At 65.0% G+C, this 23,393-nt stretch carries 15 protein-coding genes and 2 pseudogenes; 10 read left to right on the top strand and 7 right to left on the bottom strand.

Annotated features, from left to right (window positions below; translation table 11 throughout):
• Nucleotides 1–58: 58 nt before the first annotated feature.
• The 8 genes and pseudogenes from ACVJ5M_RS02410 (at nt 59) to ACVJ5M_RS02375 (ending at nt 10,050) form a co-directional block, all read left to right on the top strand.
• Complete coding sequence (locus ACVJ5M_RS02410) at nt 59–1,195, top strand: acyl-CoA dehydrogenase family protein (RefSeq protein WP_354095531.1); 1,137 nt, start codon at nt 59–61, stop codon at nt 1,193–1,195.
• A 169-nt stretch (nt 1,196–1,364) separates the two neighbouring features.
• Nucleotides 1,365–2,528, top strand: a complete 1,164-nt coding sequence (locus tag ACVJ5M_RS02405; protein ID WP_063979987.1) for an acyl-CoA dehydrogenase family protein — start codon at nt 1,365–1,367, stop codon at nt 2,526–2,528.
• Entirely contained in the window at nt 2,528–3,184 is a 657-nt protein-coding gene (locus tag ACVJ5M_RS02400; RefSeq protein ID WP_063979986.1) for a glutathione S-transferase family protein, read from the top strand. The genes ACVJ5M_RS02405 and ACVJ5M_RS02400 overlap by 1 nt, the downstream gene beginning before the upstream one ends.
• Nucleotides 3,185–3,359: 175 nt before the next feature.
• Nucleotides 3,360–4,160, top strand: coding sequence for a helix-turn-helix domain-containing protein (locus ACVJ5M_RS02395; RefSeq protein WP_063979985.1), 801 nt, complete (start codon nt 3,360–3,362; stop codon nt 4,158–4,160).
• Nucleotides 4,161–4,358: 198 nt separating this feature from the next.
• The gene (locus tag ACVJ5M_RS02390) at nt 4,359–5,225 is read left to right on the top strand and encodes a BKACE family enzyme (RefSeq protein WP_028155241.1); all 867 of its coding nucleotides are present in this window, start codon (nt 4,359–4,361) and stop codon (nt 5,223–5,225) included.
• A gap of 114 nt (nt 5,226–5,339) precedes the next feature.
• A pseudogene (locus ACVJ5M_RS02385) lies at nt 5,340–6,957 on the top strand (acyl-CoA carboxylase subunit beta).
• Nucleotides 6,954–8,931, top strand: a pseudogene (locus ACVJ5M_RS02380) (acetyl/propionyl/methylcrotonyl-CoA carboxylase subunit alpha). Before ACVJ5M_RS02385 ends, ACVJ5M_RS02380 begins: the two co-directional pseudogenes overlap by 4 nt.
• Nucleotides 8,932–9,231: 300 nt before the next feature.
• Nucleotides 9,232–10,050 carry a hypothetical protein gene (locus ACVJ5M_RS02375; RefSeq protein ID WP_063979982.1) on the top strand — a complete coding sequence of 273 codons (819 nt, stop codon included), beginning with the start codon at nt 9,232–9,234 and terminating at the stop codon, nt 10,048–10,050.
• Here the strand turns inward: ACVJ5M_RS02375 and ACVJ5M_RS02370 are convergent.
• From ACVJ5M_RS02370 to ACVJ5M_RS02340, 7 genes are all read right to left on the bottom strand, one after another.
• Complete coding sequence (locus tag ACVJ5M_RS02370; protein WP_063985943.1) at nt 10,022–11,008, bottom strand: ABC transporter ATP-binding protein; 987 nt, start codon at nt 11,006–11,008, stop codon at nt 10,022–10,024. The genes ACVJ5M_RS02375 and ACVJ5M_RS02370 overlap by 29 nt on opposite strands.
• Entirely contained in the window at nt 11,005–12,012 is a 1,008-nt protein-coding gene (locus tag ACVJ5M_RS02365; RefSeq protein WP_063979981.1) for an ABC transporter ATP-binding protein, read from the bottom strand. The genes ACVJ5M_RS02370 and ACVJ5M_RS02365 overlap by 4 nt, the downstream gene beginning before the upstream one ends.
• Entirely contained in the window at nt 12,012–12,905 is an 894-nt protein-coding gene (locus ACVJ5M_RS02360) for an ABC transporter permease (RefSeq protein ID WP_063979980.1), read from the bottom strand. Before ACVJ5M_RS02360 ends, ACVJ5M_RS02365 begins: the two co-directional genes overlap by 1 nt.
• A 9-nt stretch (nt 12,906–12,914) precedes the next feature.
• Nucleotides 12,915–13,862, bottom strand: coding sequence for an ABC transporter permease (locus ACVJ5M_RS02355; protein ID WP_063979979.1), 948 nt, complete (start codon nt 13,860–13,862; stop codon nt 12,915–12,917).
• A 35-nt stretch (nt 13,863–13,897) separates the two neighbouring features.
• A complete protein-coding gene (locus tag ACVJ5M_RS02350) occupies nt 13,898–15,496 on the bottom strand; it encodes an ABC transporter substrate-binding protein (RefSeq protein WP_063979978.1) in 1,599 nt (532 codons plus the stop codon).
• Between the two features lie 373 nt (nt 15,497–15,869).
• Nucleotides 15,870–17,420 (bottom strand): AMP-binding protein, encoded by a 1,551-nt coding sequence (locus tag ACVJ5M_RS02345; protein ID WP_063979977.1) that lies wholly within the window; start codon nt 17,418–17,420, stop codon nt 15,870–15,872.
• 18 nt (nt 17,421–17,438) lie between these two features.
• Nucleotides 17,439–18,593 (bottom strand): iron-containing alcohol dehydrogenase, encoded by a 1,155-nt coding sequence (locus tag ACVJ5M_RS02340; RefSeq protein ID WP_063979976.1) that lies wholly within the window; start codon nt 18,591–18,593, stop codon nt 17,439–17,441.
• Between the two features lie 338 nt (nt 18,594–18,931).
• On the opposite strand from ACVJ5M_RS02340, the gene ACVJ5M_RS02335 reads away from it, so the two are divergent.
• Nucleotides 18,932–20,143 carry an efflux RND transporter periplasmic adaptor subunit gene (locus ACVJ5M_RS02335; RefSeq protein ID WP_063979975.1) on the top strand — a complete coding sequence of 404 codons (1,212 nt, stop codon included), beginning with the start codon at nt 18,932–18,934 and terminating at the stop codon, nt 20,141–20,143.
• Nucleotides 20,140–23,310: an efflux RND transporter permease subunit gene (locus ACVJ5M_RS02330; protein ID WP_063979974.1), complete on the top strand. Its 3,171-nt coding sequence runs from the start codon at nt 20,140–20,142 to the stop codon at nt 23,308–23,310. Before ACVJ5M_RS02335 ends, ACVJ5M_RS02330 begins: the two co-directional genes overlap by 4 nt.
• Nucleotides 23,311–23,393: the final 83 nt, after the last annotated feature.

Here is a 23,393-nt window from a genome sequence, read left to right as displayed (position 1 = left end):
GCGGCAAATGTTCCGGCCATGGTGGCCAACACGAATCCGCCAGCAGGGCGAGACGACGATGAAGAGCCCGTTCTATACCACCGAGCATGACGCCTTCCGCGAGGTGATGCGCCGCTTTGTCGAGAAGGAGATCACGCCCTTTGCCCATGAATGGGACGAGGCCGGCGAATTTCCCCGCGTGCTTTATCGCAAGGCGGCCGAGATTGGCCTGTTGGGGCTCGGATTCCCCGAGGAATATGGCGGGATCGCCGCCGACCAGTTCATGAAGATCGTCGCGAGCCAGGAATTGGCGCGCGCCGGGGCCGGCGGGGTCAGCGCCAGCCTGATGAGCCACACCATCGGCTCGCCGCCGATCGCGCGGGCGGCGCGCCCGGAGGTCAAGGCACGCGTGCTGCCGCAGGTGCTGTCGGGTGAGAAGATCTCCGCGTTGGCAATCACCGAGCCGGGCGGCGGCTCTGATGTCGCGAACCTCCGCACCAGGGCGCGGCGCGATGGCGATCACTACGTCGTGACCGGCGAGAAGACCTTCATCACCTCAGGGATGCGCGCCGACTATCTGACCGTTGCGGTGCGTACAGGCGGCGAGGGCGCCGGCGGCGTCAGCCTGCTTCTGATCGAGGGTGACACGCCCGGCCTGTCACGGACGAAACTGAAGAAGATGGGCTGGTGGGCCTCCGACACCGCGACGCTGCATTTCGATGACTGCCGCGTGCCGGCCGAAAACCTGATCGGCGAGGAAGGCCAGGGCTTCAAGATCATCATGCGGAATTTCAACAGCGAGCGCATGGGCATGGCGGCCGGCTGCACCGCCTTCGCGCGGGTCTGCCTCGACGAGGCGATCGCCTATGCCAAGGAGCGCAAGACTTTTGGCAAGCCGCTCGCCCAGCACCAGGTCATCCGTCACAAGATCGTCGACATGGCGCAGAAGGTCGCGGCATCCCAGTCGATGCTCGAAATGCTGGCCTGGCGGCTGGAGCAGGGCGAGAGCCCGGTCGCCGAAATCTGCATGATGAAGAACCAGGCGACGCAGACCATGGCGTTCTGCGCCTCCGAGGCCGTCCAGATCTTTGGCGGCGCCGGCTTCATGCGCGGCATCAAGGCCGAGCGCATCTACCGCGAGGTCAAGGTCAATGCCATCGGCGGCGGCACGGAGGAGATCATGAAGGATCTGGCGTCAAGGCAGATGGGGCTGTGAACGCCCCACCGTCATGCCCGGGCATAGCCGTCCGCAGGACGGCGTCGCTTCCGCTCGCCTATGTCCTGGGCATCCACGTTCTTGCTGCCGGCTGACGAAGACGTGGATGGCCGGGACAAGCCCGGCCATGACGAGCACATTGGAGATACCGAGAGCTGAGCTGACAAAAATGCTATTCACCGCCGACCACGACCACATCCGTCGTTCCCTGCAAAAGTTCATCGCGGGCGAGATCAACCCTCACGTCGATGAGTGGGAGAAGGCCGACATCTTCCCGGCGCATGAGCTGTTCAAGAAGATGGGCAGCCTCGGCTTCCTCGGGCTCAACAAGCCGGTCGAGTTCGGCGGCTCCGGCCTCGACTATTCCTACGCCCTGATGATGGCGGAGGAGCTGGGCGCAATCACCTGCGGCGGCGTGCCGATGGCGATCGGGGTGCAGACCGACATGGCAACGCCGGCGCTGGCGCGGTTCGGCTCGGACGAGGTACGGGGCGAATTCCTCAGCCCCTCGATATCAGGCGATTACGTCGCATGCATCGGCGTCTCCGAGCCCGGCGCCGGCTCGGACGTCGCCTCGATCAAGACCAATGCGCGCTCTGACGGCGACGACTACGTCATCAATGGCGGCAAGATGTGGATCACCAACGGCACCCAGGCCGACTGGATCTGCCTGCTGGCCAACTCCGGCGATGGGCCGGTTCACCGCAACAAGTCGCTGATCTGCGTGCCCATGAAGAGCAAGGGCGTCACGGTGGCGCGAAAGCTCGACAAGATGGGCATGCGCTCGTCAGACACCGCGCAGATCTTCTTCGACAATGTCCGCGTGCCCAAGCGCAACCGCATCGGCGAGGAGGGCAAGGGCTTTACCTACCAGATGATCCAGTTCCAGGAGGAGCGGCTCTGGGGCGCGGCGGCCTGCCTGAAGGCGCATGAATACATCATCAACGAAACCATCGAGTACACCCGCAACCGCAAGGCCTTCGGGAAGTCGATCCTCGACAACCAGGTCGTGCACTTCAAGCTCGCGGAGATGCAGACCGAAGTCGAGTTGTTGCGCGCGCTGATCTATCGCGCCGCCGAGCAACTCGTGGCCGGCGAGGACGTAACCAAGCTTGCGACCATGGCCAAGCTCAAAGCCGGCCGACTCGGCCGCGAGCTCACCGACGCCTGCTTGCAATATTGGGGCGGAATGGGCTTTACCAACGAGACGCCGGTCAGCCGTGCCTATCGCGATAGCCGGTTGACGTCGATCGGCGGCGGTGCCGACGAGGTCATGCTGATGGTCCTGTGCAAGATGATGGGCACGCTGCCCGGCAGTAAAGGGAATGCCTGATGATCACGCTCTATCACTGCGACGCCGCGCGCTCGTTCCGTCCGCTCTGGATGCTGGAGGAGATGGGGCTTCCGTACGAATTGAAGATGCTGCCGTTCCCGCCGCGGGTCTTCGCCAAGGAGTACCTTGCGCTCAATCCGCTCGGCACCATTCCCTTCATGGTCGACGGCGAGACGAAGATGACCGAGTCCTCCGGCATCTGCCATTACCTCGGCATCAAGCACGGACCGACGCCGTTGATGGTCGGACCCGAAGATCCCGCCTATGGCGCGTTCCTGAACTGGATGTATTTCAGCGATGCCACGTTAACCTTCCCGCAGACGCTGGTGCTCCGATACACCCAGCTCGAGCCGGAGGAGCGCCGCAATCCGCAGGTCGCAGGCGACTATGCGAAATGGTTCCTAGGGCGCCTGCGCGCGGTCGAGGCGGCGACGGCCGATGCCGAAACATTGTGCGCAGGCCGCTTCACCGCCGCTGACATTGTCATCGGCTACGCGCTCCGGCTTGCCAACAACGTCGGACTCGCCAAGGATTTCGGGCCAAATGTCGCAGCCTATTGGGCGCGGCTGCAGCAGCGCGACGGATTCAAGCGTGCGGTCGCTGCGGAGCAGAAGGCCGGCGTCGAGCAGAATGTTGCGCCGCGCGTGAGGGCGTAAGCATTCCGTAGGATGGGACTGCGGTCTCATCGCGGTTCCGGGACGACTGATCATCGTCCCGGAATGGTAATCTTTTGCGCGCCATGACAGCGCTATCGCGCCGTGACAGCGCCCAAATTTCCGCTAAGGTGACCTCCGTCCGCAGCGGCCAAAGAGCCGCGCGAGGAGGATCCCAATGGAAGATAACGGTCGCGAATCCGACCATCTGATGCTGATCACGCCGGAGCGGGTATTCTATGCCGGCCTGCTCGGCCGCCCCCGCAAGCGCACCCCCGGCTGCTGCCACGTCTATGTCGCTGTGAAGGGCAGCCTGCATCTGACGATCGACGACGTTCTCGCCACCGGCGAGCTGTTCGTGACCCTGCCGAACCAGCGGCATTCCATCGCCAGCGACTACCGCACTGCAATCAGCGTCACGCTCGAGCCGGAAAGCATGCCGGACGGCGTGATCGAGGCCCTGGCCGCGCGGCTGACCGGACCCGACCGGGCCGTCTATGCCCGCAAGATCCTCGCCGCCTATACGCTGCTGCGCCAGCGCCGCTATGGCGACATCACCACCGCCGAATTCGACGAGATGTGCTTTGGCGAGGCGCTGCCGCGTCGCGTGCTCGATCCGCGCGTGATGCGCGCCGTCGCCCGCATCGGCCGCTTCTCCGGCGAGCCGGTGACGGCGGATACGTGCGCGGCGGAAGCGGGGCTCTCGGCCTCGCGCTTCCTGCATCTGTTCAAGGAGGAGACCGGCATCTCGTTCCGCTCCTTCCGCGCCTGGAAGCGTGCGCGGCATTTGCTGCACTTCGCCAACCAGGACCTCAACCTCGCCCATCTCGCGCAGGACATCGGCTATCCCGACTCGACCCATTTCAGCCATTCGATCCGCCGCTTCTATGGATTGAAACCGCGCGCGATCTTCGTCGGCTCGCGCGACCTTGCGATCTACCGCAGCACCGAGACGGTGAGGCTCGCGGAGGCGAGCTAGCGTCGCTCTCGTAGGGTGGGCAAAGCGAAAGCGTGCCCACCATCTTCGTTCAGCGCCAAGACATGGTGGGCACGGCGCGAGAGCGCCTTTGCCCACCCTACGATAGCCGTGCCTTCCAGCTTCTCCGCGCAAGAAGCCGCATGCCGCTCATCACATGATCGCAAGCGTTGAATTCTCAACGTGCGAGATATTTTTGGCATGAGCGACAAGGCCGTCATCACCTGCGCGCTGAACGGCGTGCTCACCGACCCGAAGCAGCACAACGTGCCGGTTACGCCCGAGCAGATGGCACGCGAAGCCAAGGCTGCGTTCGATGCCGGCGCCAGCATCATGCACATCCATCTGCGCCAGCAGGCGCCGGACAAGGGACATCTGCCGTCCTGGGACGTGAGTGTCAGCAAGGAGATTCAGCAGGCAATCCGCGAGGCCTGCCCCGGCGTCATCATCAATCACACCTCGGGCGTCTCAGGGCCGAACTACAGCGGCGCGCTCGACTGCATCCGCGAGACCAGGCCGGAGATCGCCGCCTGCAACGCCGGCTCGCTGAATTATCTGAAGGTGAAAGCCGACAACACCTGGGCCTGGCCGCCGATGATGTTCGACAACGCGGTCGAGAAGGTGAAGGACTATCTCGACGTCATGAACGCCGTCGGGACGATCCCCGAGTTCGAATGTTTCGACGTCGGCATCGTCCGCTGTGTCGGCATGTACCACCAGGTCGGCATGTACAAAGGCCCGCTCGAATATAATTTCGTGATGGGCGTTGCCTCCGGCATGCCGTCCGATCCCGATCTGCTGCCGATCCTGATCAAGCTGAAGCGGCCCGAGGCGCATTTCCAGGTCACCGCGATCGGCCGCGAAGAGATCTGGCCGCTGCACCAGCGCTGTGCCGAACTCGGCGGCCATCTCCGCACCGGTCTGGAGGACGCCTTCTATCTCGCCGACGGCAAGAAGGTGACGTCGAATGGCCAGTTGATCGAGGCCATCGCCGCCTGCGCCCGCCGTGCGGGCCGCGAGATCGCAAGCCCCGCCGAGGCGCGGAAGATCTTTGGGACGAATAGGTAAGGTATCGCCTCAACCGTCATTGCGAGCGAAGCGAAGCAATCCAGGGTCTTTCCGCGGTGACGGTCTGGATTGCTTCGTCGCTTCGCTCCTCGCAATGACGAGCAGGATAGAGTTATGTCCATTCTCGACAACACCACTTCCCCCGGCAGCACTGCCTATCATGCCAATCGCGACGGCATGCTCGCGCTGATCGACCGCATGCGCGCGCTGGAAGAGCGCACGCGTGCGGCGTCGGCGGCGGCAAAGGATCGCTTCCACAAGCGCGGCCAGCTGCTGCCGCGCGAACGCGTCGCGCTGGTGCTCGATCCCGGCGCGCCCTTCATCGAGCTCTCGACGCTCGCCGGTTACATGTTCGACGTATCAGATGCGAACAAGAGCGTGCCCGGCGGCGGCGTCATCGCCGGCATCGGCTTCGTCTCCGGCGTCCGCTGCATGGTCAGTGCCAATGACGCCGGCATCGATGCGGGCGCGCTCCAGCCCTATGGCCTCGACAAGACGCTGCGGGTGCAGGAGCTCGCGCTGGAGAACAAGCTGCCTTACGTCCAGCTCGTCGAAAGCGCCGGGGCCAATCTGCTGCGCTACCGCGTCGAGGACTTTGTCCGTGGCGGCAACATCTTTCGCAATCTCGCGCGGCTCTCGGCGGCGGGGCTGCCGGTCGTCACCGTCACGCACGGCTCGTCGACCGCGGGCGGCGCCTACCAGACCGGCCTGTCCGATTACATCGTCATGGTCCGTGGCCGCACCCGCGCGTTCCTCGCCGGGCCACCTCTGTTGAAAGCCGCAACCGGCGAGATCGCGACCGAGGAAGAGCTTGGCGGTGCCGAGATGCACACGCAGGTCTCAGGTCTTGGCGATTACCTCGCGGAGGACGACCGCGATGCGCTGCGCATCGCGCGCGAGATCATGGCAGCGCTGGAATGGGAGCGGCCGGGCCGCGCGGCTCCGCAGTTCAAACCGCCGCGCTACGACCAGGACGAGCTGCTCGGCATCATGCCGATGGACCACAAGCGCACCGTCGACATGAAGCAGGTGATCGCGCGCATCGTCGACGATTCCGACTTCACCGAGATGGCGCCCAATTACGGCCCCGCCACCGTCTGCGGTCACGCCCGCATCGAAGGCCAGGCGATCGGCATCATCACCAACAACGGCCCGCTCGATCCCGCCGGCGCCAACAAGGCGACGCATTTCATCCAGGCCTGCTGTCAGACCCGCACGCCGATCCTCTATCTCAACAACACCACCGGCTACATGGTCGGCAAGGCCTATGAAGAAGCCGGCATGATCAAGCACGGCTCCAAGATGATCCAGGCTGTCACGTCGGCGACGGTGCCGCAGATCACCATCTATTGCGGCGCCTCGTTCGGCGCCGGCAATTACGGCATGTGCGGACGCGGCTTCCATCCGCGCTTCTGCTTCTCCTGGCCCAACGCCAAGAACCGCCGTGATGGGCGGCGAGCAGGCCGCCGAGACCATGGCGATCGTGACGGAGGCCGCCGCCGCGCGCCGGGGCAAGCCGGTTGAGAAAGAAAAGCTCGACGCGATGAAGGCGCAGATCATCGGTGTGTTCGACGGCCAGATGGACGTGTTCTCGACCAGCGCCCGCGTGCTCGATGACGGCGTGATCGACCCGCGCGACACCCGTGCGGTGCTCTCCGAGGTGCTCGCGATCTGCCGCGAGGGCGACGCGCGCACGCCCCAGCGCATGCAATTCTCGGTGGCCCGCCCATGAGGAACGGATCAGTGCAGCACCGGCCGTTCTTCAGGGTTTTGGTTGCCAATCGCGGCGAGATCGCGCTGCGGGTGATGCGGAGTGCGCGGCAACTCGGCCTCGGCGTCGTTGCGGTCTATTCGGATGCCGATCGCGATGCGCTCCACGTGCGGCAGGCCGACCAGGCCGTGCGCATCGGCGAAGCCCTGCCGGCGCAATCCTATCTCAACATTCCCGCGATCATCGCCGCGGCCAAGGTGAGCGGCGCAGATGCCGTGCATCCCGGCTATGGCTTCCTCGCCGAGAACGAGGACTTTGCACAGGCCTGCAAGGAGGCCGGCCTCGTCTTCATCGGCCCCTCGCCGCTGGCGATCGAGGCGATGGGCAACAAGGCTGGCGCCAAGGAGATCATGAAGAAGGCCGGCGTGCCCTGCGTTCCCGGCTATCAGGGCGCCGACCAAAGCGACGAGGTCATGCTCACGGAAGCCAGGAAGATCGGCTTCCCCGTGATGATCAAGGCGGTTGCGGGCGGCGGCGGCCGCGGCATGCGGCTGGTCACCGATGCCGCATCCTTCCCCGATGCGCTGCGCAGCGCGCGGTCGGAGGCAAACGCCGCGTTCGGCGATCCCACGGTCATCCTCGAGCGAGCGATCCAGAACCCGCGGCACATCGAAATCCAGGTGTTCGGCGATAGCCACGGCAACGCCATCCATCTCGGCGAGCGCGACTGCTCGGTGCAGCGGCGACATCAGAAGCTGATCGAGGAGGCGCCATCGCCGGCGGTCACGCCGGAGCTGCGCGCGAAAATGGGTGAGGTCGCTGTCGCCGCAGTCAAGGCGCTGCGCTATGAGGGCGCCGGCACGCTGGAATTCCTGCTCGACGCCAGCGGCGAATTCTACTTCATGGAGATGAACACGCGCCTCCAGGTCGAGCATCCCGTCACCGAGGCGATCACCGGGCTCGATCTCGTCGAGCTGCAGCTGCGTGTCGCGCGCGGCGAGCCTCTGCCGGTGAAGCAGCAGGACGTCCGATTCTCGGGCCACGCCATCGAGGTGCGGCTGTGCTCGGAAGATGCCGCGCAGGATTTCATGCCGCAGTCCGGCCGCATGGCGCGCTGGCAGGTACCTGACAGCATCCGCGTCGAGCACGCGCTGCGATCGGGTGCGGGGATTCCGCCGTTCTACGATTCCATGATCGCCAAGGTGATCAGCCATGGCGCGACACGGGGAGGAGGCGAGGGGGCGGCTGATTGTCGGCCTGGAGCAACTCACTGCGTTTGGCGTGACCACCAATCAGGCGTTCCTGATGTCCTGCCTGCGCCATCCCGGATTTGCCAGAGGCGAGGCGACGACAGCTTTCATCGGTGCACATCGCGACGAACTGTTGGCGCCGTCGGCGAATGCTGCATTCAATACGGCGCTGGCGGGCCTGCTGCTCTATGTCACCAATCCGCGCGCGCCGTCATGGCAAGGTGGCCGGAGCCTGGCGGCAACATTCCCGCTGCCGGCGAAAGTCGAGATCGCCGGCCACACCCACGAGCTCGAAGTCACGCGTGAGCGCGATGGCGGCTACATCGTCGCCGCCGACGGCCGTCAGGACAAGTTCGAGATCGACCAGCTCGATCCCGACGCCATCCGCTTTCGCCACGACGGCGTGATGGACTGCGCAAAATTCCTGCGCGATGGCGACCGGCTCTACCTCCAGCATCGCGGCATCCCGCTTGCGGTCACCGATCTCACCCTCGCCGCGCCGAAGGCGGCCGCAACCAACGGCGGCGATGGCAAAGTCCGCGCCGCCATGAACGGCCGCGTCGTCGCCGTGCTGGTCAAGCCCGGTGACCGCGTCACCGCCGGTCAACCGGTGATGACCCTGGAAGCGATGAAGATGGAGCACGTCCACAAGGCCGGCATCGACGGCGTTATCGCCGCGATCGACGTCGCCGAAGGCGAGCAGGTCACCACGGGTAGGGTCGTGGCGGAGATCGGGGCGGGGTAGCGCTCTCGCCATTATCGCGAGGAACGACTTGTCCGCCCTAGCTCGAAGAGCGAAGGTGGAGGCGACGAAGCAATCCCGTCTCACTACTCGGAGGGGCCCGGATTGCTTGGCTGCGCTCGCAATGACGATGGGGTGAGATGCTCCGTCGAGCCCTGCCGTGGCAGCTCTTCGTTTTCGCGCCGAAATTTGAATGATTTCAATCCGATAGTTACCAGTTCGTGCTCAAGCGCAGTTTTATTGAACAATATTCACTTTCGGCTTACTAATATTGAACGATGTTCAATTCACGAGGAGGCCTGTATGTTGCGCGCAACTGATCCCGGCCGAAACACAGCTGCCACGCTCCCTTCGCGGTCCAACCGACTGCCGTTCGCCGCACCTCAGATCCGCGAAAAATATTTGATTGGCGCGCTCTTCGTCCTGACGCTGGTGGCGCTCCTCGCGCCGGCGTTGCCCGCCTCCGCCTGGCACATCCCGCATTTCGTCGACACTCGCACCTGGCTGGGCGTGCCCAACGCCGGCGACGTGCTGAGCAATCTTGCCTTCCTGGCGATGGGCGCTTGGGGCTTGCTGCGCCTGCGTGCCCACCCTGATGCGCCCGCGGGTGCAGGTTGCCTCTTCGTGGGTCTGATCCTCACTTGCATAGGATCGTGCATCTATCATCTGGATCCCGACGCGCCGCAGCGGCTGGTGGCCGATCGTCTCGGTATGGCGGTGGCGTTCGCGGGCTTTCTGGGCATCGCGGCCAGCGAGCGCATCAGCGTGCGTGCCGGTCAGGCGGTGGTGGTGCTGGTGACGGTTGCGGGCCTGCTCGCGGCCTGGGTGGCACGCGAGAATCTCACGCCATGGGTGGTCGTGCAGTTCGGCGGCATGGCGTTGGCCGTGGGACTGGCGTTGACACGGCCCCGGCCCGGTGCGCTTGGCGTGTCTCTGGGCGGCGTGATCTTCTTTTACGCGCTGGCCAAGCTTTTCGAGCTGGGTGACGTGACCATATTTGAAGCGACAGGCCACATTGTCTCGGGCCACACGCTCAAGCATCTGGCCGCCGCGCTGGCGGCCTGGCCGGTGATCCGGGCGTTGCGGCCTGTTGCTACTGGCTCCGCCCCGTCCCCTCGTTGAGCAGGCACGCCACCTGATGTCCGCCGCCTGCGTCCACCAGCGCCGGCCGCTCCGTCTTGCACCGCTCGATCGCAAACCGGCAGCGGGTGTGAAATGCGCAGCCGGAGGGCGGATTGACCGGACTCGGCACGTCGCCGTCGACCAGCGGCGCGAGCTTCTTGGCAAACGGGTTCGCAACCGGCACGGAGGCGAGCAGGGCCTGCGTGTAGGGATGGCGCGGATTGCGGAACAGCTCGTCCTTGCCGGCGATCTCGACGATGCGGCCGAGATACATCACGGCGACGCGGTGGCTGATATGGGCGACCACGGCGAGGTCATGCGCGATGAAGAGATAGGAGAAGCCGTGCGCCTTCTGCAGGTCGATCAGGAGATTGATCACCTGCGCCTGGATCGAGACGTCGAGCGCGGAGACCGGCTCGTCGCAGACGATCAGGCGTGGACCCAGCGCAAGCGCCCGTGCGATGCAGATGCGCTGGCGCTGGCCGCCGGAGAATTGATGCGGGAAGTTGCGCATCTGATCGGGCCGCAGGCCCACCTGCTCGAACAGTTTTGCGGTACGCGCTTCCAGCTCCTTGCCGCTTGCGAGCCCATGCACGGTGAGCGGCTCGCCGACGATGTCGCCGGCGGCCATGCGCGGATTGAGCGAAGCGAACGGGTCCTGGAACACGATCTGCATCGAGCGGCGATGCGGCCGCAGCGCGGTCTTGGAGAGACGGGTGATGTCCTCTCCGTCAAGGCGGATCTGACCCGAAGTCGGCTCGACCAGCCGCAGCACGCTGCGCGCCACCGTCGACTTGCCGCAGCCGGATTCACCGACCAGGCCGAGCGTCTCGCCGGTATGAACCGAGAACGAGACGCCGTCGACCGCATGCACGGTGCCGACCTGCCGCCGCAACACGCCGGCGCGCACCGGATAGTGCTTCTTGAGATCGGTGACTTCGAGCAGCGCTTCGGTCATGCCACCTCCGCCACTTCGGCCGCGCGCCAGCACGCCGCGAGATGGCCGCCGCCCCAGTCCTCCAGCGGCGGATATTCGGCCTCGCAACGCTTGATCGCGAGCTTGCAGCGTGGCGCGAAGGCGCAGCCTTTCGGCAACCGCACCAGCGAGGGCACCGTGCCGGGAATTTCGTTCAGCCGCGCCTGCACCGGAACACCTGACGCCGGCACGGCCGGGATCGAGGCCATCAGCCCGCGCGTGTAGGGGTGCTTGGGATCGGCGAACAGCGCTTCCACCGTTGCCTCCTCCACCTTCTTCCCCGCATACATCACGATCACCCGCTGCGCGGTCTGCGCGACGACGCCGAGATCATGCGTGATCAGCACGAGGCCGGTGCCGAGCTCCTTCTGAAGGTCGAGGATCAGCGCCAGGATCTGCGCCTGGATGGTGACGTCGAGCGCGGTGGTCGGCTCGTCCGCGATCAGCAGCGCCGGCCGGCAGGCGAGCGCCATCGCGATCATCGCGCGCTGGCGCATGCCGCCGGAAAGCTGATGCGGATATTCCCGCGCGCGCCGTGCCGGTTCGGGAATGCGGACCAGCCGCAGCATCTCGACCGCGATGTCACGGGCTTCTCTGGCCGGCATCGCCCGGTGCAACCGCACCGCCTCGACGATCTGGTCACCGATCCGCATCACCGGATTGAGCGAGGTCATCGGCTCCTGGAAGATCATGGAGATGCGATTGCCCCTGACAGCACGCATCTCGGATTCATCCAGCGCCAGCAGCTCGGTGCCTTCGAGCGTGACCGACCCGCCGACGATGCGGCCGGGCGGATCGGGCACCAGCCGCATCAGGGACAGCGCGGTGACGCTCTTGCCGCAGCCGGATTCGCCGACGATCGCGAGCGTCTCGCCACGTTTCACGGTGAACGAGACGTCGTCGACGGCTTTGAACAGGCCGGAATTGGTGAAGAACACCGTCTTCAGGTTCTTCACATCGAGCACGAGATCGGATTTGTCTGCCATCAGCCGCGCTGCCGGGGATCGAGGATGTCGCGTAGGGCGTCGCCGAACAGGTTGGCGCCGAACACGGCGAGGCTGATTGCGATGCCGGGGAAGATCACCAGCCACGGCGCGGTGCGGACATATTCGGCGGCGGATTCCGAGAGCATGCGGCCCCAGGACGGATAGGGTTCGGGAATGCCGAGGCCGAGGAAGGACAGCGAGGCTTCGGTCAGGATGGTCGAGCCGAGCTGCGCGGTCGCGAGCACGATCAGCGGCGCCAGCGTGTTCGGCAGCACGTGGCGTAGCGCGATCCGCACCTCGCTCATGCCGATCGACTTGGCGGCTTCGATAAAGGGCAGCTCGCGCAGCGCCAGCGTGTTGGCGCGAATGACGCGCGACACGGTCGGGATCAGCGGAATGGCGATGGCGATGATGACGTTCGGCAGGGACGGACCGAGCGCGGCGGTCATGATCAGCGCCAGGACCAGCAATGGAAGCGCTTGAAGAATGTCGGAGACGCGCTGGAATACGAGGTCGACCCAGCCGGAGAGATAGCCGGAGGTGAGGCCAACGATGACGCCGATCGTACCGCCAAGTGCCGTCGAGCCGATGCCGACCGCGAGCGAGATCCGCGCGCCGTGGATGATGCGGCTGAACACGTCGCGGCCGAAGGAGTCCGTGCCCATCCAGTGCGCCAGGCTCGGGCGCGCCAGCGCACGGGCGGCGTCGATGGTCAGGGGATCGTAGCGCGCGATGAAGTCGGCAAAGATCGCCGTGAGCACGAACAGCGTCATGATGATCAGCCCGGCCGCGCCCAGCACGTGCCGCTGTGCCAAATACAGTACGCGCCGCCAGCCGCCGGTCGCATGCGCGCCGGCCCGCCTCAGTTCGAGATCATAGTCAATCGCGGCCAAGCTGATCTCCTAATCCGTATACCGGATGCGCGGATCGAACACCGCGTAGAGCATGTCGACGATGAAGTTCGCGCTGACCACCACGACCGCAATCAGCATCACGAGGTTCTGCACGATCGGGTAGTCGCGCCAGCGGATCGCTTCGACCAGGAAGCGCGCGACGCCGGGGATGTTGAACACGGTCTCGGTCACGATCAGGCCGCCGATCAGGAACGCGGCCTCGATGCCGATCACGGTGATGACGGGCAGGATCGCGTTCTTCAGCGCATGCTTATAGTTGACGGCGGCGTCGGAGGCGCCCTTGGCGCGCGCGGTGCGGATATAGTCCTGCCGCAGCACCTCCAGCATCGAGGATCGCGTGATGCGCATGGTCAGCGCCGCGCTGCGGAAGCCGACGGCGGCCGCCGGCACGGCGTAGGTCGCGAACGCCTCGAGCCAGGTCTGCGGATTGGGATTGAAGATCGGCATCTGGTTGAACATCGCCACCGAAGCGGTGAGGATCAGCAGGCCGAGCCAGAACGAGGGCAGCGACAAGCCGCTGAGGCTGACGACGCGCAACGCGTAATCGAGCCGTGTCCCCTGCTTCACCGCGCTGATGACGCCGAGCGGAATGCCGATCGACGCCGAGAACAGCAGCGCCAGCCCGGCGAGCCGCGCGGTGATCGGGATCCGCGGCAGGATCTCCTGAAGCGCGGGCTTCTCCGAAACATAGGAGTAGCCGAAATCGCCGCGCAGAAAGCCGCTGATCCAGTGCCAGTACTGCACGACCAGCGGCTGGTCGATGCCGAGCTCCTTCTCCAGATTGGCCTTGTCGGCGGGATCGACGTAGCCCGCCGCGGCAAACAGGATGTCGACGATGTTGCCGGGCACGACGCGCAGCAGGAAGAAGATGACGACCGAGATCCCGAACAGGGTCACGAGCATCAGGAACAGGCGCCGCACCAGATAGGCAAGCATGCATCGCCTCCTGTCGAAATCGTCAGCCGCCTGCGCTACTTGTCCATCCAGACGTCCTCGTAGCGATACCCATTATAGGAGCTGTTCGACATCACCGTTACGCCCTTGACATAGGGCTGCCAGCAGGAGCCGGTGCGCGCGTGGAAGATGATCGGGCGGGCGACGTCCTCCTGCAGCTTCTTGTCGATGTCCCACACCATTTTCTTGCGCTTGTTGACGTCGGTCTCCTGCGACTGCACGTCGAACAGCTTTTCGATCTCCTTGTTGCAGTAATTGGTGTAGTTGCGCTCGGAACCGCAGGAATAGTTCTCGTAGAACGACTGGTCGGGATCGTCCACGGCGTTGCCGGTCAAATTGAGCCCGAGCATGTAGTCCTTGCGTGCGATCTTCGGGAACCAGTTCGCGGTCTCGACCACGTCGAGCTCGCCGTCGATATAGATGCTCTTGAGCTGGTCGATCAGGATCACCGCGGGATCGCGATAGACCGGAATGTTGCGGGTTGAGACCTTGACGGCGAGATGCTTGTCCGGCCCATAGCCGGCCTTCTGCATCAGCTTCCTGGCTTCCTCGCGGTTGGCGTTCACATCGGGGCCATAGCCGGGAATGCTCTCGAGCATCTCCTTCGGCATGCCCCACAGCCCGTTCGGCGGCGGCAGCATGGTGCCGCCGACATCGCCCTGGCCCTCGAACATGATCGAGATGAAGGCCTTGCGGTCGAGCGACAGCGCCATGGCGCGGCGGATATCGATATTGTCGAACGGCGGCGCGGACGAGTTGACGATGATGTTGGTGGCGACATTGTTGGGCTCGACCACGCAGACCGCTTTCGGCGCCTGCGATTTGACGTCCTTCAGCAGCGGAATGCTCACTTCGGTCGGGAACGCCATGTCGAACTTGCCGGCGACGAAGGCGAGGATCGCGGTCGAACGGTTCGGGATGATGGTGAACTCGATGCCGTCGAGATAGGGCCGCCCCTCGCGCCAATAGTCGGGATTGCGGGTCAGCTTGATCGATTCATTGGCCTTGAACTCGACGAATTTGAACGGGCCGGTGCCGATCGGGTGCGTGCGCATGTCGCCGGGCGAGACATGACAGGGATAGACCGGCGTGTAGCCCGAGGCGAGCAGGGCCAGCAGCGACGGCTGCGGCCGCTTCAAGTTGAAGGAAACTTCGAGGTCGCCGTTGGTGGAGACGTCATTGACCTGCTCGTACCAGGTCTTGCGCGGATTCTGCCGGAACTTCTGCTGCGACTTGCCCATCAGCATGTCGAAGGTGCATTTGACGTCCGCGGAGGTGAACGGCTTGCCGTCATGCCATTTCACGCCCGGGCGCAGCTTGAAGGTCAGCGTCTTGTTGTCGTTGACCCAGGCCCAGCTCTCGGCGAGTTCCGGAATGATGTTGTCCATCCTGTTCTGCGCCTCGTCCTGCTTGTAGATGACGAGGTTGTTGAACACAGGCATGAAGGGAACATTGAGCGAATAGGTCGCGCCTTCATGGATCGAGGCATTGCCGGGGCTGTCGCGGTGGTACATCCGCAGGATTCCGCCCTGTTTGGGCCCGCCGGCGAGCGTGGTCGTCGAGGCCGTCAGCACAGATAGCGCCGCCACTGCGGCGAGCGCCCACACGCTCCGCATGCTCATCCTCCCTGGACACTAGTCTTTTGGGCCTTTGCGGCCTGTTTGTCAGACGATAGCGACGCACGTGCAGCGAGGCAACCGGCAAGGCCGCTCGCCGCCTCGACAATTCGGATGACGGAAGGCCGCAGGCGTTCACACTCTCTTCATGTGAGAGTGCAGGTGCGAAGGGATGGTTCCTGTGCAGATGTTGCGGGCAGCTGCCTCAACAAACTCCGCCGTCGTCCCGGACAAGCGAAGCGCAGATCCGGGATCCATAACCACGGGAGTCGTTTGATGAAGACTCGGAGTTACCTGCTCGCGTGACGACTCCCGCCGGTGGTTATGGGTCCCGGGTTCGCGACTTCGTCGCGCCCCGGGACGACAGTGGGGCTCACACGATCCGTGACGTCTTGTTCCCCCAATATCGGTCCCGCAGCAGCCGCTTGTACAGTTTGCCCGTCGGCAGCCGCGGCAGTTCCTTTTCGAAATCGACCGAGCGCGGCACCTTCTGCCGCGACAGCGATTGACCGCAGAAGGCGATCAGTTCTTCGGCGAGCGCCTCGCCCGGCACGATGCCGGGCATCGGCTGTACCACCGCCTTCACCTCTTCGCCGAGATCGGGATTGGGCACGCCGAACACCGCGGCATCGGCGACCTTCGGATGGGTGATGAGCAGGTTCTCGCATTCCTGCGGATAGATGTTCACCCCGCCGGAGATGATCATGAAGGTCGCGCGGTCGGTCAAATAGAGGAAACGATCCTCGTCGACATAGCCGACGTCGCCGACCGTGCTCATGCTGCCGTCGGCCGAGCGCGCCTCCCTGGTCTTCTCGGGGTCGTTGAAATATTCGAACGACGATGCCGTCTTGAACCAGACCTGGCCCGGCGTGCCGGTCGGGCACGCCCTCATGTTCTCGTCGAGGATGTGGAGGTCGCCGAGCAGCACCTTGCCGACGGTGCCGCGGTGGCTAAGCCATTCCTCGCTGTTGCAGGCGGTGAAGCCGAGGCCTTCGGTCGCGCCGTAATATTCGTGGATGATCGGCCCCCACCATTTGATGATGTCGTCCTTGACCAGTGCCGGGCAGGGCGCTGCGGCGTGGATCGCGATCTCCAGCGACGACAGGTCGTAGCGGCCGCGCACCTCCTCCGGCAGCTTCAGCAAGCGCGAGAACATCGTCGGCACCAGCTGGGTGTGGGTGATACCCCATTGCTGGACGAGCTGGAGATAACGTTCGGGATCGAACGTCTCCTTGATGATCACGGTGCCGCCCATGCGGATCGTGAGGTTCACCGCGGCTTGCGGCGCGGAGTGATAGAGCGGGGCAGGCGAGAGATAGACCATGCCCTCGCGGTAGCGCCAAAGCTTTGTCAGGAAATCGAACAGCGGCAGATTGTGCTTCGGCGGTTCCTCCGGCAGCGGGCGCAGGATGCCTTTCGGCCGTCCGGTCGTGCCGGATGAATAGAGCATGGCGGTGCCGAGCCATTCATCGGCGATCGGAGCCTCGGGCAGGTCGGCGGTCACCTCGGCGAGGCCGACGATACGGTCGCTCTCGCCAGGGCCGTCGGCGACGATGCAGAGCTTGATGTCCGGACAGGCCTTGATCGCCTCGCGGGCGATGTCGAGTTTCGCAACGGACGTGATCAGGATTTTCGACTGGCTGTTGACGAGGAGATAGGCGAGCTCGCCCGGCGTCAGGAACGAGTTGATGCAGGTGTAGTACAGCCCGGAGCGCTCGCCCGCGCCGCAGGCTTCGAGGTAGCGCGAATTGTTCTCCATGAAGATCGAATAATGGTCGAGCCGCTTCAAGTCGTGCTTGCGGAACAGATGCGCCAGGCGGTTGCTGCGCGCATCGAGTTCGCGATAGGTGACGGCCTCGCCGGTTGCAGCCATGATGAAGGCGGGCTGGAGCGGGCGTAGACGAGCATGCTGACCTGGATACATCAGTCCTCCGGCTTGAAATTATGCGGCGAGAAGCAGGATTTCGCGAATGTCGGCGGGGCCGCCGATCTTGCGCGGGTTGCGCGGGATCCAGTTGGTGCGCATCGCCTGTTCGGCGATGGCGTCGAAATGCTCAGGCGAGACGCGGACGTCGGCGAGGCTGCGCGGCATGCCGAGCGAGCGGATGAAGGCGTCGAGCACGTCGCCGGCGTTGTGGCCGGGAAAACCCATCGCGGCGGCGACGATCATCTGGCGCTCGGAATTGTCGCGCGCATTCCAGCGCATCACCGCGGGCAGCATGATGCAGGAGGTGTAGCCGTGCGGCACGTCGAAGGCCGCACCCAGGACATAGCCGATGCCGTGGCTCGCGCCCATCGGCACGCCGGCGGCGAGCGCGCCCATCGACAGCCAGGTGCCGATCTGCGCATCCATGCGGGCGTCGAGATCGGCAGGGTCGGCCTTCACCCGCGGCAGCGCGTCGGCGAGCATGGCCAGCCCCTTCACCGACTGCGCGTCGGCATAAGGGTGCGTCTCGCGCGAGCAGATCGCCTCGACGCAATGGTCGACGGCGCGGATGCCGGTGGAGAGAAACAGCCATTCCGGCGTGTGCACGGTGATGGCGGGATCGAGGATGGTCGCACGCGGCACCGTGAGCGGATGCCGCAGCATCTGCTTCACATGCGTGCCACGGTCGGTGACGCCGGCGATCGCGCTGAACTCGCCGCCGGCGATCGTGGTCGGCACGCTGATCTGCCGCACGTTAGGGGCGGTCATCTCGGGCGCGACGCCCTTGTGGACGCGGATGCGCTCGATGCCCTCGACGTCGTCGATGCCGTTGGCAAGGCAGAGCTGCACCGCCTTGGCACCGTCGGTGATCGAGCCGCCGCCCACGGTGACGATCAGGTCGGCGTTCACTGCGCGCGCCGCATTGGTCGCCGCGATCACCGCCTCGCGCGGCGTATGCGCCGGCATGGCGTCGAACAGGCCGGCGCAGCGCGCGCCGAGCGCCTGTTTGATCTTCGCGATTTCGTCGGTCTGACGGTTCAGCGTGCCGGAGACCATCAGGAAGGCGCGGCGCGTCCCCAGCCGATCCATCTGCGCAACGACGGCCTCGGCCGCGGGATGGCCGAACACAACCTCCTCGATCGCGCCGTAAACGACACGTCCCTGGTGCACGCCTGTCCTCCCAGGACAATTCGGCTTTGTTTTTCTGGGAGCAATCTAGCCGAGCGGACGGTGTCCGTCATGTGCGAAGACGCTGGCGACTTTCTTACCCTCCGCCTCCCGGGGAGGGTGGCGAGCGCCGCGTCTTGATTGCTGACCTTCCGCCGACGCGCATCAGCTGCCGCTTGTCATCATCTCTCTCGCTGTCAACCCGTCATCCGGCTAGGGCATCCTCCCAAGCGTTGCGCGCGCTTTCGTCTTGAAGATTTCATCATTGAAACCCATCTTGTGTCGCCCGCGGGTAGGCGAGTACGCTGCTTTTGCTGCGGCAAATGTGCGAGGGACTTGGGATGAGCGGACCGGACCGAAACGAGCATTTTGTCAAAACGCACGATTTCGTCCTACCTCGACTTTGCGCAATTGCCGGGCTCCTCGCCGCGACGTTCGCTCTCACTGGTTGCGGACAACCGGCCTCGCAGGCCGCCGCCCCACCGCCCCCGCCGGTGACCGTTGCCCAGCCAGTCAAGCGCACCGTCACCGATTGGGACGAGTTCACCGGCCGCTTCGAGGCGGTCGAGGAGGTGCAGGTGCGCCCCCGTGTCGGCGGCTTCGTCAACTCCGTCGAGTTCCAGGACGGCGCGATCGTGCATCAGGGCGACCTGCTCTACGTCATCGACCCGCGCCCGTTCGAGGCGGTGGCCGAGCAGGCGGACGGCCAGTTGTCCGACGCGCGTGCCAAGGTGGAGCTTGCCAAGCGCGAGCTCGACCGTGGCCTGAACCTGGTCCAGACCAGCGCGGTCTCCGAGCAGGCCGTCGACCAGCGCCGCCAGGCCCTGCAGGCGGCGCATGCCGCGGAGACGCAGGCCGCAGGCGCGCTGAAGGCCGCCCGGCTCAATATCGAGTTCACCCATGTGACCGCGCCGCTCACCGGCCGCGTCAGTCGCCATCTCGTCAGCCCCGGCAATCTCGTGCAGGGCAGCGATACCGGCACCTCGACGCTGCTCACCTCGATCGTCGCGCTCGATCCGATCTACGTCTATTTCGACATGGATGAAGCTACCTTCATCAAATACAGCAAGCTGTGGTTCGAAGGCCGCCGCCCGAGCTCGCGCGACACCGCGAACCCGGTGCAGGTGACGCTCGCCGGCGAGACCAAGCCGTCGCATGAGGGCACCATCAACTTCCTCGACAACCGCCTCGATGTCTCAACCGGCACGCTGCGCAGCCGGGCCGTGATCAAGAACACCGATCTCTCGATCCTGCCGGGCCAGTTCGGCCGCGTCCGGCTGATCGGCAGCGCGCCCTATGAGGCGCTGCTGATTCCCGACGTCGCGGTCGCGACCGACCAGTCCCGCAAGATCGTGTTCGTCGTGAAGCCGGACGACACCGTCGAGGCCCGCCCGGTGGTGCTCGGTCCGCTCGATGAGGGCCTGCGCGTGATCCGCGAGGGGCTGAAGGCGGAGGACCGCGTCATCGTCAACGGCATCCAGCGCGCTCGCGTCGGCGCCAAGGTCGCTCCGTCTCCCGCGCCAGCGCCGGCCAAGTCCGGTGACAAGTCATGAACCTTGGCCGTCTCTCCATCAACCAGCCCATCCTGGCGATGGTGCTGTCGATCGTGCTGCTGATCGTCGGCGCGCTCGCCTATACGACGCTGCCGGTCTCCGAATATCCGCAAGTTGTGCCGCCGACCGTCGTTGTCACCACGCAATATCCGGGCGCCTCGGCGCAGACCGTGTCCGACACCGTCGCAGCTCCGATCGAGCAGCAGATCAACGGCGTCGAGGACATGCTGTATCTCTACAGCCAGGCGACCTCGAACGGGCAATTGACGATCACCGTCACCTTCAAGCTCGGGACCGACCTCGACAAGGCGCAGGTGCTGGTGCAGAACCGCGTCGCGATCGCACAGCCGCAGCTGCCGGACGAAGTGCAGCGCAACGGCGTCGTCACGCGCAAGAACTCGCCCGACATCCTGATGGTCGTGTTCATGCTGTCGCCGGACGATACGTTCGACCAGCTCTACATCTCCAATTACGCGCTGCTCCAGGTCCGTGACCAGTTGCTGCGGATCGACGGCGTCGGCGATATCCAGATCTTCGGCGCACGCGACTATTCGATGCGGCTCTGGCTCGACCCTGATCGTATCGCCAATCTCGGCCTGACCTCGACCGAGGTGCTGGCGGCGATCCGTGCCCAGAACGTCCAGATCGCGGGCGGCCAGATCGCCGAACCGCCGATCGCCGACCGGGCCTTCCAGCCAAACCTCGTTTTCACCGGGCGCCTGAAGGACCAGAAGCAGTTCGAGGACATCCTGATCAAGGCCGGCTCCGACGGCCGCACGGTGCGGCTGCGCGACGTCGCCCGCATCGAGCTCGGTGCTCTCGCCTACTCCACCAACAGCTTCCTGTTGCGCAAGTCGGCGGTTGCCATGCTGGTGACGCAGCGGCCGGGATCGAACGCGCTTGCGACGGCAAAGAATATCTCCGACACCATGGTGAAGCTCAAGGAGAGCTTTCCGAAAGGCCTCGACTACAATATCGGCTACAATCCGACCGAGTTTATCGCGCAGTCCGTCCACGAGCTGATCAAGACCATCTACGAGGCCATGCTGCTCGTGGTTATCGTGGTGCTGGTGTTCCTGCAAGGCTGGCGGCCCGCGATCATTCCGATCATCGCGATCCCTGTCTCGCTGGTCGGCACCTTCGCGGTGATGGCGGCGCTCGGCTTCTCCATCAACAACCTCACCTTGTTCGGCCTCGTGCTTGCGGTTGGCATCGTGGTCGACGACGCCATCGTGGTGGTGGAGAATGTGGAGCGCCATCTCGAGCACGGCTTAAGTCGGCGCGATGCGGCGCTGAAGACCATGGAGGAGGTCGGCGGCGCGCTGGTCTCGATCGCGCTGGTGCTCTGCGCCGTGTTCGTGCCGACCGCATTCATTGGCGGCATCTCCGGGCAGTTCTTCCAGCAATTCGCCGTCACCATTGCGGTGGCGACCGCGATCTCCTGCTTCTGCTCGCTGACGCTGTCGCCGGCGCTGGCTTCGATGATCCTCACGCCGCACGCAGAGAAGCGACCGCCTGCCGCCTGGAATCTCCTCGCGCGTGGCTGGAATGCGTTCACCGGCGTCTTCAACCGCGTGTTCGACCGGCTCTCGCATGGTTATGCCGGCCTCGCCAATTTCGTGATCCGCCATTCGGTGGTGATGATCCTGATCTATGTCGTGCTGATCGGCAGCGCCGGCTGGCTGATCGCGACCACGCCGCAGGGCTTCATTCCCGCGCAGGATCGCGGCTACGTCATCATCTCCGTGCAATTGCCGGGCGCGGCGTCGCTGGCGCGCACCACCGAAGTCGTGCGCGAGATCGAGCGGATCTCGCTGGACACGCCCGGCATCGTTCGCGTCGCCGCCTTCGCCGGCTTCTCGGGCGCCACCCGCACGCAGGCGGGCAATGCTGCGGCGCTGTTCCCGGTGTTCGACGAGCCCGAGGCGCGGATGAAGAAGGGATTGTCTGCGAACGCCATCACGGTCGAACTGCGCAAGCGCCTGGCCGCAATCCAGGGCGCCTTCATCATCGTGATTCCGCCGCCGGCCGTGCCCGGCATCGGCACCGGCGGCGGCTTCACCATCCGCGTCCAGGACCGCCAGGGCCGAGGACCTGAGCTGCTCGCCGCGGCCACCGACGAGCTTGTCGCCGCGGCGCGCAAATCGCCGTTGCTGCTCGGCCCCACGGTTTTCTCGCCGTTCTCGGCCAACACGCCGCAGCTCTTCGTCGACATCGACCGCACCAAGGCGCAGAAGCTCGGCGTGCCCATCGCCAGCATCAACGACACGATCCAGACCTACTTCGGATCGACCTACGTCAACGACTTCAACCTGTTCGGCCGCACCTATCACGTCACCGCGCAGGCTGACTTCCCGTTCCGAAAAGAGCCCAGCGACCTCTCGCGCCTGCGCACGCGTAACGCCTCCGGCGACATGGTGATGCTGGGCAGCGTGGTCGAGTTCAAGGACGTCTCCGGCCCCGACCGCGTCGCGCGCTACAATCTCTATGCTGCGTCCGAGCTCCAAGGCGAGCCGGCGCCGGGCACCAGCTCGACCACCGCGCTCAACACCATCAAGAAGCTCGCGGACGACATCTTGCCGAGCGGCTTCACCTTCGAATGGACCGATCTCTCCTACCAGCAGGTCACCGGCGGCAATGCGGGCCTGCTCGTGTTCCCGATCTGCGTGCTGTTCGTCTATCTCGTGCTCGCCGCGCAATATGGCAGCTGGACGCTGCCGTTCGCGGTGATCCTGATCGTACCGATGTGCCTGTTGGCCGCCACGATCGGCGTGCGCATCATGGGGCAGGACGTCAACATCCTCACCCAGATCGGATTCGTCGTTCTGGTGGGGTTAGCTGCAAAGAACGCGATCCTGATCGTCGAGTTCGCGCGCGACATCGAGAAAGAAGGCAAGCCGCGGCTGGAGGCGGTGATCGACGCCTGCCGCCTGCGCCTGCGGCCGATCCTGATGACCTCCTTCGCCTTCATCCTCGGCGTGCTGCCGCTGGTGATATCGTCCGGCTCCGGCTCGGAGATGCGGCAGGCGGTCGGCGTTGCCGTGTTCTTCGGCATGATCGGCGTCACCCTGTTCGGCCTGCTGTTCACCCCGATCTTCTATGTGGTGGTGCGGAACCTGGCGGAAGGGCGGAACGAGGGGAAGAAGCCGGAGGTGGTGGCTTCTTAGTTGTTGCGGGTGGCCACTGGCGTATCCACACCCTCGCTGTCGTCCCCGCGTAAGCGGGGACCCATACCCCCAGGGGGAAATTG

The sequence above is a fragment of the Bradyrhizobium sp. S3.7.6 genome, assembly GCF_054061875.1.
The sequence above is the reverse complement of the archived record's forward strand: the minus strand, read 5'-3'. Positions and strand labels throughout refer to the sequence as shown.